Genomic DNA, 12921 nt, shown 5'->3' with positions numbered 1-12921 from the left:
GAAGGGAATTACTCCATTATTATTAATTAATTGCTTGTAATGAGTCTAACCCTTCTTTAAGATATACAAAACTTTTATATTTTATTACATTACTATCTACCGCCATCAAAGAATTTAAATATCTCTTTAATTCATTAATATAAGCACTTGTAAAATCGAATAAATCGAAAGTATGTACCCATTCATTATTACCAGATAATTGACTGTAGTTCGTAATAATGAGATTATGACCTTTCTTTTCAAAGCTAATAATATTAGCGTTTCCAAATGGGTCTAATTTTTGTACTTCATTTGTTTGATGAAGTCGTATTAATAACTCATTTAATTCAATTACAATAGTACTGTGCATAGTTGTAGAAAAGAGTAATTCTTCGACATCTCCATCACTAACTAATACTTCTAAATAACTATCGAAATAGTAATCATAACCAAGATCCTCGTTTTTTAAAACGAATATATCTTCATCGACATTAAATTTTATTCGCATGTAGTGCTCTCCTTTAATTATTTTTTAGTGATGACTGATTTCCCACTGGTTGGGTAAGAAGTTTTTATAACATAATTATCTGTCACAACTGTTGTCATTTCATCAATACCATATTTATTAGGTTTATATTTATATACCATAGTATCATCTTTTGGATTAACACTTGCTAATTGTCCTTTTTCTAGAGACTCCATAATTAAATTTTTAATTTTCGCCTCACCAAGGTGTTTTGGAAAAAGTGTTGTCCCTTTTGTAGCAGCAGTTCCTGACACATGTCTTTTATCAATATGTTGCCATCCAGTCTTAGAATTTCCATCCATTAAGATTCCTCTGCTATTAAACTTTTGAACTTTCCCTAATCCTGCTAATGCATTTACCTCATCCTTTTTACCGGATTTCTTCAATAAACTATAGATTTTCCCCGATTTTACGACTTTACCTGCTGGAAATAAAGAAATGATAGCAAGATTTATTTATGATGAAAAGCAAGAAATGAAAACAGGCGACTTTATTTGCCATCTGTTCTATTTTTCTCTGCCATCTTTCAATATAAAACTTTCCTCGAATTGTTCATCTGGAATTTCTAGCATTTTATTCAATTATGTCTAGCTTATTGGTTATATTGAACTAACGAAAATTGAAGTGAGAACAATAGCATTTCCTTAAAAAAGACGCCTAGTCCGATGAAAAGCTGGGAAAAGAACTGGCTTTTTCCCTAATTGTGGACTAACAAAATTTTACGAGGCAAGTTTTATAATGACATCAACAAGATGTTCTCACCATAAGAAAAGGGTCACCAGCTGGAGGTGACCCTTTTCTTATGGTGCTGAGTAACGACATGATCGATAGTTGCCAATAATGAAGGCACTAGCTTATATTCGTTTTCTTACAGTGAAAGATGATTCATATTAATATTCTTTTTGCACGAAAGTTGCGCCTACAATAATTAAAAGAATAAATAGAACAACAATTAAAACGAATGTGGAACTATTATTTTTACCGTAGTCCATGCAATAACCTCCGCCATAGTCTTGACCAAAGCCTTGACTATAGCCTCCGTAACAACAATTAAAACCGCCTGTGTTTCCAAAGTATCCCATTGTGACCTCTCCTTTCTTCAATTTATTGTATGTGGGGATATTGAAAGGAGAGGGGTATTCGTCTAATTGATTATTCTATAATGACCCAATCCAGAATTGTAGCTAGTGTTTTAGCTTAAATGAAGCGGTGATGCTTTTATAAAAAAATAAATGTCAAGTTTCAAAAACGCCGCTTTTATTATTATTTAGTGTTAGTGCAATATGGGCGAACCAACTTACCATTCATCGTTCAATTCATAAGACTACCCATTCTTTTTGCCTTTTTAATTTGCGCAGGTGAAAGTCTTCTGTCATCTCCTCAGCATTACGAATAGAATCTTAAAAAGTATAGAGGTGACCTTTCCTGTTTGGACCTACCATTTAATTTTCAACCTACAATGAAAATAGATGGATAAAATTCTTATCTATCATTTAAATGTGTGAAATATATCCATTGATTGTGACGAACTATCCTTCTTTTCTTCATCGAAAATGTAGGCGTTATCTAGATTTTCTTTTTTGTAGCAATGAGTGTAAACCCTAGTGAAAAATAGAGGAAACTTGCCACAATGGTGCTATACAACAATATCGTAATAGAAGTGGGAGCCCAAACTTTGATAAATGTCCAATTTAGGCCACCGAGTAAAATAGTGGGCGTAAAAAATATCGCGGCCAGTAGTGTAGTAGCGAGTACAATATGTACAGATAAAAGGAATATTCTTTTGTAATTTAATTTTGCCAAACCACGTTGCTTGTTATAGAGGCTTTGAATATTTTTAAATAATAGGTAACAGAAGAAAATACTAATTGCGATGACGATAGCACTTATAATTGTTACAATTTTATCTAGCTTTTGATAGCTACTAACATGTTGATTTTGAATCGTTTTGCCTTCCCATAAATCCATGACCCCTTGTCCAATCGCTGTTGTAAAACTTGTATTCATATTGACTAAAATAGCTACGCCTATTTGTTCATCTGGTTGCATGATGAAATATGAAGTAAAGGTTGGATTTTCACCAGCATGGTAAATATATGGTTTATTGTCCTTTTCAACAACTGCCCAACCGTTTGCATAAAAAGTATTCGTATCAAAAGGCTCCACTGTTTGATCGGGAATATGGGATTCTTGAATGAGATTGTTACTGAGTGAATAGATTTCGCTGTTTCCTAACTGTAATTTCAACCATCTCGCTATATCATTGGCGTTACTGATGATATAGCCAGCAGGGATATTCCCACTGTAGACAGGTGGTATATATGCCTGCTCTCTCATAAGGCCAATTTTATAACCAGAAGCCATATTACTAGATTGTACTTGATGAACCCCTACAAAAGATTGATCCATGTTAATAGGTTGTAAAATATTTTGCTGGATATATTGATCAAATGGCTGTTTCGAAACATGCTCAATAATTAGTCCTAAGACATCATAATTAATCGTTGCATATTCAAAGGAGCTACCTGGTTTGCGATTTAATGGATGATCCAGTAATGTTTTGACCGTTAGCTCAAGGGCGTTATCAGCCGTGCTTTCTGGAATACGAGTAATTGAATTAGAGGGAATTCCGCTTGTATGTGACAATAACTGCTGAATTGTCATGACCTGTTCCTCCCCTTTATAGGCTAATGATAACCAAGGGATATATTTTTGAACATTATCAGAGCGTTTTAACAAACCTTGATTTTCTAATTGCAGAATAGCAAGCGCCGTAAATGCTTTAGAGGTGGAGCCTAGCTCAAAAAGGGTATGAGAAGTGACAGGCGTTTTTGTTTTCATATCTGCAAAACCAAAGCCCTTTTGATATACCGTTTTCCCTTTATCAACAATGATTACCGAAAGGCCTGGGATTTCGCTAATGGTTTGCTGTTCCTCAATAAATTGATCAATTTTCCTAATTGTATCATTTGATGCAGCCTGTACTAATTTGGGTATCAAAATATAAAAGATCAATATTACAGCAATCATCATCGATTTTTTCATTAATCGTGTCATGTTGTTTTCTCCTTAGAATGAAATATATTTGTTACAACATGGATTACTATAACAACCAAAATATGGTCAAACCATCGATTAGCATGACTATTCGAGGGATAACATGACAATTTTGTCACATCAGAAAACTCAAAAAGGGCTACTCCTATATCAATAGGAGAGCCCCAATAAAATTTATTTAGTTTGCTCTGGAAGTAAATCTTGCCCATTAATTATGAGTTTAGATGCAGAGATGAGAATATCTTTATTGGCCTCATAATAAGGATCTAAAATTTTATAGAAGGCTTCCCATTGCTCACCAGCTTTTTCTTCTTCCCCATCTTTCTCAAGGGTAACAGCTTTTTCATAGTGTTGTTTTAATTTTGTGTAATCCGATTGACTAATTTCGAATTCAATATCAGCCATATATTCTTCAAAGGAAATTTGTTCATATTTAAAATGTGAGTTCAACTTTTCGTAGAATTGATCCCAAAGCTTCATTGATAACTCTTCGTTTTTATCTTTATCTGCTTTTTGAGCTTCATCATAGATAGATTTTAACTCTGCGAGTTCCTCTTTTGTCAAATCTACTTCCATGTCCGCCATGTATTGCTCAAACGTTAGTGGCGGATACAGCTCTTGGTGATACGGCTCAAGGATCGTGTAAATTTTATCTATTTTTTCTTGTGCCATTTCCGTTTTATCTTCTTTTGTGAATTTTATCCATTCTGTATAAAGAGTTTTCAACTGCTCTTTATCTTGAGCTTTAATAACAATGTTCTTTTCAGTAAATGCTGCTTCATTGATAAATTCTTCAAACGGCTCAGGTTGCCAGTTTGCTAATTCATAGGGTCTTGTGATGTTATCCATCGCTTGATAGAGACGTTCCATTTCCTCATAATTCTCTTCTTTTCCTGCTTTTTTCATGTCATGAAAGAGTTTTTCTAATTGGATTAACTCTTCTTTCGTTACGCCCTTAGGTAGTGATTTTTTGTACACATCAAAGGTATAGAAGTCCGAGTAATCCTCTATAATGCTACCTTCAACTGAAATTTCCTGTCCTTCCACTAGCTTCAATTGCTCGATTTGCTGATCAGAGAATTTGTGTAACCCAATATAATAATTTTTGCCATCTGTACCTTTGATAGTAAGGCCATCACCACCAAAATATTTAACGGTACCTTGTATTTTTTGTTCTATTTGCATTATGACATTATTTGTTGTTTCCACAGATGTTGCACCAGCTTGCAGCGGTGTTAATACAGCCATTCCTAGTGTTAGTGCTGAAGCCAATAGCCATGTTTTTTTAACAGGTTTTTTCATGTTTATCAATTCTCCTTTAGGTTAACTTGTGTTACCAATAATTAGACGTTTTACCAATTGAAAAGGTTTTATCTTTTTTAAAAATTTTTAAAGAAATCAAAAGAGCGGAGTTCAAGACATGCCCTCTCTTTTTTAGTACCCGATTGCTTTGAAAAATAGCCATTATTTACAGTACAACTTACACAAAAGATTGGGTCTTATTTAGATTGAAGGAAGGAGTATATGTACAAGGACATGACGAAAGTGTTTTCTATAGGGAGAAAGAGAACTGAACGTTACTATTCTGCAAGGAGAGGAGCGTTTTCCGTTACGACCTAGTACGTCCTTGGAATTGCACGAGTAACGAAGGCATTAGTGCAGAGTATGATGGTTTTAGCTTTGTGCTCCTAATTGTTAGCTTTAGGAGCACTTTCTGATGAACATCAATTGAATTCTAATGTTTAAAATGTTCCACTACTACTGACTATAGTGAAATTCTACCGATTTCAGTGGGTAAGCGAGCCTTTTTGAGACCCTGCACGTAGAGATGAGCTGCACCCAAAATATTGGACTTAAAAATCTACTATAGGGGGTGCAGGTAGTGATTTCTGATGAACAAAAATTAGCCGCAGTTCTAGCTTACTTTGAAGAAAAAGAAAGTACGTATCAGATTGCCAATCGATTACAGAGGGATCGACAGTACATTCGATTATGGATTGAATTATATCGCTATCATGGCATCGAAGGAATTATTCGTCCTCAAGGGTTCACGAATTACGAAGATTCTTTTAAAATAAAAGTAATTCAACACCTGATAGAGACGGGCGATTCGCTCCTTCAGACTGCTGCGAAGTTTAATATTCCTTCCCGTGAAACCGTTCGGAGATGGAAAAAACAATGGATGTCAACGGCTGGTGAGGTGCTCTATCAAGTAGAAAAGGAGCGCCAATCAATGCCAAAAAAACAACCACCTTCGTCCGATTTAAATGGAAAAACAACGGATGAGTTAAAAGCCGAAATTGAGTATTTACGGATGGAAAATGCCTATTTAAAAAAGTTGAAAGCCTTAGTTCAAGAAAAGGATGCCTTCAAATCCAAGAAAAAGTAAGAGCTGTTGATGAGCTAAGGTTGGATTTTCCTCTTCAAGCTCTATTAAAAGTCGCGAAACTTAAGAAAAGTACGTATTATTATCATCTCCAAAAATGGGTAAAACCAGATAAATATCAGGCGATCAAAGAACGAATTCAGACGCTTTTTCATTACCATAAGGGGCGTTATGGCTATCGTCGTATTTGTTTAGCCCTCCGAAATGAAGGGTTTTTCATCAACCATAAAACGGTCCAACGATTGATGCAAGAATTGGGCTTAAAAGGGACGGTACGCCCTAAAAAATACCGTTCGTATAAAGGGACAGTCGGCTATGTCGCAGAGAATGTCATCCAACGTGATTTTGAAGCCACTGCACCCAATCAGAAATGGGTAACCGATGTAACGGAGTTTAAAATAAACGGTCAAAAAATCTATATATCCGCTGTATTAGATTTATTCAATCGAGAAATCGTTGGGTATGAGGTATCAAAATCACCTAATTTTGAGTTAGTTCAACAGTCTTTTAAGAAGGCATTTACGTATACAAAGTTATCGAAAAAGAGTGGCTTAATCGTCCATTCTGATCAAGGATGGTTATATCAAATACCACGTTTTAAAGCGTTATTGGCAACACATGAAATCAAGCAAAGTATGTCACGGAAAGGAAATTGTTTAGATAATGCCGTGATAGAAAGCTTTTTTGGCATTATGAAATCAGAATTTCTATACGCAACAACGTTTAAGAACTACGAAGCATTCAAAAAAGCGTTAGTAGACTTTATCCACTACTACAATCATGAGCGGATAAAAATAAAACTCAACGGAAAAAGTCCAGTTGAGTTTCGAAGAGTTTCTTAAAAGTTCAAATTTTTGGGGTCAGTTCAAGATAGCGAAGGAAGTAGCTTAACGCCAATCCACAGGACAGCGGGTAGTCTGAAATGGGAATCATTATTTTTTATTTGTTTATGTTAAATCAGCTTTCATAAAAAGTGAATGCCCTTTCTACTGTTCATCCTGGAAATAGATTTTATAGAATTTACGATTCGTTGCCTCATCATAGCCAACTTCAATCAGCTCATCTATTTGATCGATATGTTGAATATTTACTTGTATTTCAATGTTGGCATCCAGTTTGATTTTACGTTTATACTTCTTCTCAGCCTTTTCTAAAGCACTGTCCGAAATGACTGTTTCATAGGGTTTGACTGAGTTGATGATGATATCTTTTTGGCTAGCATCTGCTTGCTCAAATACGGTGTCGATATAATGGTTTACTTGAAACTCCTCTTCATTTCTAAAATAATCTAGTGTTTTATTCAGAAGTCCCAGCTTCTCCGTGTTTGTATAATTTTCTTCCTTTAAGATGTATTTTTTACATTCAGCTAATGCTAAATCCGTTTTATGATAATGTTCATCTGCTGCTTTAATTTTTAAAAATCGTTCTTGCCAATAAACAATATCTTCTTTACGTTTCGTTTTCATAAACACAGCAGGTGCTTGATCTGGTCCCATATCAACAATGATAGCCATATTATTTATTTTCTTGACGTTAATACCATCAACGCCGTTGATAATCATTTGATTGTGGTCATTTTTTACATCTAAAAATATTTCTTTTTCATCAATTTTGACAATGGCAATAACTTTTTTAGCCTCATTCAATAGTAAACAATTTTCGAACAAACCAATAAACAGTTCACCGCTTTTGATGTTTGGATGTTGTGAGACACTATGTAAGTGCCTAGCCATATTTTGTGACTGTTCTAGAAAGTTACTGTTCTGTTCAAAAATAGTCTTAGAATACGTAAAAACTTCATTAAGCTCAATATTGGTTTCATGGAAAAATTCGTATTGCTGCTCCATATCTATTTTACTAAATGCAAGCTGTGTAAAGGCTGCTTCTAGCATGACTTCGGGTTGAGACAAGGCTTCTTCTCCTAAAATAAGTGTTTCGCTCACAAAATGTAGACTATATTGTGCTAATTTACTTTCACTGACTTCTAGCATAAATTTCACCTTCTAATTTTTCATAGTAGCTAGTATACCATATCCTATTTAATAGATTTCATTTATCCTAAACATTAGAGGTGGAAATAAGGCATGAGAGGGGAATGGGGAGTCCTGCTCATAACGCATGAAATCAATGTCGTTAAAGAAAATTGGATTTAGAAAGTAAGTAGAATCGATATTGAAGAATACTTAGGAAAGACAAGTCAGCTTATCCAATACTATAACAATTTATTAATACCAGTTCTCAAATTATTTGAGGCTGGTTTTTTTATGGCTGTCAAAGATCAGATGTCTTGTTTTGTGAAGAATGTTGGGGATTAGAAGTTTAAAATGCCGTTGCTTAGATAATGCTAAAAACATGTAGGGATACTCTGTACGATTGTACTAAAGAGGGTGATCAATATGTGGGAAAAGGTGATTTCCTATGTGCCGCATTGGCAAGTTTTTTTTCAGGGCTTTTTAGCATTTTTCATTCCATATTTGATTTTCAAATTGTTTAATGGTTTTTTTATTGTCAAAAAGGGCAACGGCAAGATTGATATAAAAGAATATAGTGATCAAAGTGAGACGGTGCATAAACCTATTCAAAAAACGTTAGAGCAATTTACAGGTAATTACAGTGAAGATCTCTTACTAATGAGGAAAGAACTTGGTCATAATTGGGATATCCATTTCAGAGAATTTCATATTGGAAATACTGGTAATCGTGCAGCCATCGTTTTTCTTAAAGGGTTATGCGATAAAGAGCTGATTGACAAGCATATTTTAAAATCATTAATGAATGGACTTTCAGAAAGTTCCACGTTGATAAGAGGTTATGAATTACAACAATTGATTGCAAATGAAATCCTACCAGTGAGTGATCTTATAGATGAATCGAATGTCATGAATTCCGTGGGAAAAGTATTAACTGGCTCTACTGTATTAATTGTTGACGGTATACCGAGTGTATTTATCATTGGTACCGCACATGGAAAGACTCGAAATCTTGAGGAGCCTGTTTCTGAAGCATTGGTACGTGGACCAAGGGTGGGCTTCACGGAAAAATTAAGTGTCAATACTTCTTTATTGAGGCAACATGGTGAAAACCAACATTTATCTATTATTGAAATGGAAGTGGGGGAGCGAATAAAAAAACAGTTAGTCTTAGCCTATATAGATGAAATTGTGGAACCTGATCTCGTCAAAGAGGTGAGGAAACGGATTGAAACAATCAATTTGGATGATGTAGCTGAATCAGGTTATATTGAGCAATTGATTGAGGACAATTATCTTAGTCCGTTTACGCAAGTACAGAGTACCGAGCGTCCTGATCGTGTTGTTGCAGCTTTACTGGAAGGACGAGTTGCAATTCTATTAGACGGCACTCCCTTTGCTTTAATTGTACCTGTCACATTTAATATGTTATTGCAATCACCAGAAGATTATTATGAACGTTGGTTGCCTAGCTCTCTTATCCGTTTGCTTCGTTATTTTGCTGCAGGTATCACTTTATTTGGACCATCCTTGTATATTGCTTTTGTGTCGTTTCATCAGGGGTTAATTCCCACTAAACTAGCGTTGTCCATGATGGGGACAAGGCAAGGGGTACCCTTCCCAGCATTAATCGAAGCTCTCATTATGGAGGTTGCCATTGAAATACTACGAGAAGCGGGCCTTCGCTTGCCTAAGCCGATTGGTCCGACAATGGGAATTGTTGGGGGGCTTGTCATTGGAGAAGCAGCAGTACAGGCAGGAATTGTTAGTCCAATTATGGTTATTGTTGTTGCACTAACGGCGATTTCTTCCTTTGCTATTCCTCAATATAATGCTGGCATCACGCTACGAATGCTGCGATTTGTCTCAATGTTTTCTGCTGCTTTATTTGGACTATATGGCATCATCCTATTTTTCTTATTCCTTTGCAGTCATTTAGTGAAACTAAAGAGCTTCGGCGTACCATATCTTAGTCCTACTGTTCCGTATAGAGCAGGTGACTGGAAAGACTTTATGGTTCGTATGCCGTTCAGGGTGATGAAACATCGTCCGAGATTATTAAAGCCAAAAGATTCTATCCGCAAAGGGAAATAAGAGGAAAGGAGAAAAACAGCCATGAACAGCACTTTAAAAGATAAAATAACGACATCACAAGCAGTTGTTATTATTATTAACTATATTCTTGCCACTGGAATTCTTACCTTACCTCGTGCATCTGTAGAAAAAGTAAAAACGCCGGATGTATGGATTAGTGTTTTTTTAGGTGGGGTTGTTGCCATGATTGCGGGCGTAATTATTGTCAAGCTAAGCCAACAATATCCTGACAAAACATTTTATCAATACAATCAAGATATTATAGGGAAATGGTTGGGCTCATTCATAAGTATATGTGTAATTGTCTACTTTTTTACCATTTCTGCTTTTGAGGTTCGCATAATGGCTGAAGTAACCTCTCTCTTCTTATTAGAAGGAACACCTACATGGGCTATCATTTTGCCCTTTTTGTGGGTAGGGATTTATTTGATTAGTGGTGGCATCAATACAATTGCTCGTTTGTTTGAAATCATTTTCCCTATAACCTTTGTGATTTTTTTGCTCGTGGCCTTTTTAAGCTTAGGAATCTTTGAAATCGATAATCTTAGACCAGTATTAGGTTTGGGTGTTGTACCCATGTTAAAGGGGATCAAAACAGCGACACTGGCATTTTTAGGTCCTGAAATTATGCTGCTTATAGTAGCATTTATGTATCCATCAGATAAATCAAAAGCTGTAAAGGTTGTACTAGTGGGCATAACGATTCCTTTACTTTTTTATGTTATTACAGTTGTTATGGTTATTGGAGCTTTATCCATTGAAGGGGTTATGACAAGGACATGGCCCACGATTGAATTGATGCGAAGTTTTGAAATTCCTGGATTAATTTTTGAACGCTTTGAGTCGTTTTTACTGGTCATCTGGATTATGCAAATATTTGCTACCTTCTCGATTACCTATTATGCAGCTGCTTTAGGATTAGCTCAACTTTTTAAGAAAAGTATGAATCCTTTCTTATACGGATTATTACCGATTATTTATATCATTGCGATGACGCCAAAAAATATTAATGATCTTTTTACATTTGGCGATAAGATTGGCCATGCTGCACTAATTTTATTTGGTGCCGTACCTATAATTTTACTCCTTATATCGAAATGGAGAGGAAATAAAGCATGAAGCGAAAACATCAATATATCCGATACCTTCTATTAATGACTGTATCCTTTCTTCTTACTGGTTGCTGGAGTAGTAAAGAGATTGAGGATTTAGGTATTATTGTAGGCACATCATTGGATTTAGAAACAGGTGATGTATCTTCTGAGGAGCAACAAGATGCTAGATATGCAAATAGGGATCTGCTAACAATTACCAATCAATTCATTACATCAGAGACAACAGTTTCTGGAACGAAAGAGGGTACCTTACCTGAAAAAGCATATAAAAATGTCACTGAAACGGGCGATGCGGTGTTGCCAACATTACGAAATATGCTTCTAAAAGTTGATAAACGCTCCTTTGCTGAACATTCCAAAGTGATTATTATTGGGGAAGATTTAGCCAGTACCGTCAATCTTCAACAAACACTAGATTTTTTTCTAAGAGAATTAGAAATACGACCGAGTGGCCTGCTCCTTATTGCTCAAAATCGTGCAAGTCAGGCACTTGAAACGAATGAACCAACGAAAATTCCAGCTTTTCAATTAGTGGAAATGATGGAGGGGCATGAAAGGACGACTAAGATTTTACCACCGATGACCGTTGCCAAGTTAGAAGGAAAGCTCTATTCAGACTCAAGCTTTTTATTGCAAAATGTGTTAGCGGAAGATGGGGAAGTAAGGTTTGCAGGAGCTGCTGTCATTGAAGGCAAAACGAAAAAGTTGCGTGGCTTTTTAAATGAAAGTGACTTGGAAGGAATTGCATGGATAACAGGCGAAGGGAAAGGTGGTTTAGTCAAAGGCTTTGATGAGGAGTCAGGGGCACCCATTATCTATGAAATTATTTCAGCTAAAAGTAAAATTATTCCTCTCATAAAGGACGATCAAATCTCTTTTACCATAAAAATTCAAACAGAGGGTAGAATCTCTGAACATTGGGTCCTATCAGATAAGGCATTTGACAATCGATTTTTGAAAAAAGCGGAGAAAGTATTTGAAAAAGAGATTGAACGATTAGTGAAGAAGGTTTTGGAAAAAACGCAACATGAATTTCAAACGGATGTTGCTGGATTTGGCAATAAAATAAGAATAGATTATCCAAAGGTATGGCAAAAAATAAAAAAAGATTGGGATCAAACATTTAGTGAGGTTCCAATCACATGTGAAGTGAATGTAACCATTAAAGATTATGGGACGTCAGGTGATTAACGAGGTTAATCATCTTTTTTTTGTCTATTTTGTATATACTGGAATTAAAGTCCGTATTATTAAACATTCGAAAAGATGGGAGATAAAAGACATGCAATATATCGTTCAATCAATCGCTACAGTTTATAACAATCGGCAAATGATCAAAGATGATTATTGGGGAGAGATTATTTCAACTATTGAACTTGCTGATCATATCCAGGAGGCATCCTTAAAAGGAATAGGAGATTTTTCTCATCTAGAAATTATTTTTTATTTTGATAAAGTTACAGACGACCATATCCAATATGAGGCGAGACATCCTAGAAATTATCAAAATTATCCCGAGGTCGGCATTTTCGCGCAAAGGGGTAAGAATAGACCCAATAAATTAGGAAGTACAATCGTTGAGTTATTAGAGGTCAAACCAAGAGCATTAATCGTCCAAGGGCTAGATGCCATTGATGGCACACCTATACTAGATATAAAGCCTGTGATGAAAGAGTTTTTACCTAAAAAGGATGTTCAACAGCCAGCATGGTCAATAGATTTAATGAGGGCCTACTGGGGGTAATAAAGTTGTTAAAGCGAAGACATTTGAGTCTAAGAAAATTGTTGCATTAT

Annotated in this window: 12 protein-coding genes; 6 read left to right on the top strand and 6 right to left on the bottom strand. The window is 35.5% G+C overall.

Going from position 1 to position 12921, the window contains the following annotated elements:
* Positions 1-22: 22 nt before the first annotated feature.
* From AC6BKE_RS23805 to AC6BKE_RS23785, 5 genes are all read right to left on the bottom strand, one after another.
* Complete coding sequence (locus AC6BKE_RS23805; protein WP_036124246.1) at positions 23-487, bottom strand: hypothetical protein; 465 nt, start codon at positions 485-487, stop codon at positions 23-25.
* A 17-nt stretch (positions 488-504) separates the two neighbouring features.
* Entirely contained in the window at positions 505-891 is a 387-nt protein-coding gene (locus AC6BKE_RS23800; RefSeq protein ID WP_499858165.1) for a hypothetical protein, read from the bottom strand.
* A gap of 504 nt (positions 892-1395) precedes the next feature.
* On the bottom strand, positions 1396-1587 hold the full coding sequence (locus tag AC6BKE_RS23795; RefSeq protein WP_036124248.1) for a YjcZ family sporulation protein: 192 nt from the start codon (positions 1585-1587) through the stop codon (positions 1396-1398).
* 484 nt (positions 1588-2071) lie between these two features.
* Entirely contained in the window at positions 2072-3562 is a 1491-nt protein-coding gene (locus AC6BKE_RS23790) for a serine hydrolase domain-containing protein (RefSeq protein WP_499858164.1), read from the bottom strand.
* A gap of 174 nt (positions 3563-3736) precedes the next feature.
* Positions 3737-4864 carry a hypothetical protein gene (locus tag AC6BKE_RS23785; protein ID WP_089934654.1) on the bottom strand — a complete coding sequence of 376 codons (1128 nt, stop codon included), beginning with the start codon at positions 4862-4864 and terminating at the stop codon, positions 3737-3739.
* A 580-nt stretch (positions 4865-5444) separates the two neighbouring features.
* On the opposite strand from AC6BKE_RS23785, the gene AC6BKE_RS23780 reads away from it, so the two are divergent.
* Both AC6BKE_RS23780 and AC6BKE_RS23775 read left to right on the top strand, forming a co-directional pair.
* The gene (locus AC6BKE_RS23780; RefSeq protein WP_180957783.1) at positions 5445-5951 is read left to right on the top strand and encodes a helix-turn-helix domain-containing protein; all 507 of its coding nucleotides are present in this window, start codon (positions 5445-5447) and stop codon (positions 5949-5951) included.
* A complete protein-coding gene (locus AC6BKE_RS23775) occupies positions 5936-6790 on the top strand; it encodes an IS3 family transposase (protein ID WP_499858336.1) in 855 nt (284 codons plus the stop codon). Before AC6BKE_RS23780 ends, AC6BKE_RS23775 begins: the two co-directional genes overlap by 16 nt.
* A 144-nt stretch (positions 6791-6934) precedes the next feature.
* Here AC6BKE_RS23775 and AC6BKE_RS23770 read toward each other — a convergent pair whose 3' ends face one another.
* A complete protein-coding gene (locus AC6BKE_RS23770; RefSeq protein WP_340811815.1) occupies positions 6935-7939 on the bottom strand; it encodes a nucleoid-associated protein in 1005 nt (334 codons plus the stop codon).
* A gap of 405 nt (positions 7940-8344) precedes the next feature.
* Here AC6BKE_RS23770 and AC6BKE_RS23765 point away from each other — a divergent pair, with 405 nt between their 5' ends.
* From AC6BKE_RS23765 to AC6BKE_RS23750, 4 genes are all read left to right on the top strand, one after another.
* Complete coding sequence (locus tag AC6BKE_RS23765) at positions 8345-10012, top strand: spore germination protein (protein WP_036124257.1); 1668 nt, start codon at positions 8345-8347, stop codon at positions 10010-10012.
* Positions 10013-10033: 21 nt separating this feature from the next.
* Positions 10034-11131: a spore germination protein gene (locus tag AC6BKE_RS23760; RefSeq protein ID WP_036124259.1), complete on the top strand. Its 1098-nt coding sequence runs from the start codon at positions 10034-10036 to the stop codon at positions 11129-11131.
* Positions 11128-12318 carry a Ger(x)C family spore germination protein gene (locus AC6BKE_RS23755; RefSeq protein WP_036124261.1) on the top strand — a complete coding sequence of 397 codons (1191 nt, stop codon included), beginning with the start codon at positions 11128-11130 and terminating at the stop codon, positions 12316-12318. The genes AC6BKE_RS23760 and AC6BKE_RS23755 overlap by 4 nt, the downstream gene beginning before the upstream one ends.
* Positions 12319-12409: 91 nt before the next feature.
* Complete coding sequence (locus AC6BKE_RS23750; protein ID WP_036124271.1) at positions 12410-12871, top strand: SAM-dependent methyltransferase; 462 nt, start codon at positions 12410-12412, stop codon at positions 12869-12871.
* Positions 12872-12921 lie beyond the last annotated feature (50 nt).

Source organism: Lysinibacillus sp. COL-1 (genome assembly GCF_059814265.1).
This window is presented reverse-complemented; position numbering and strand designations above follow the sequence as displayed.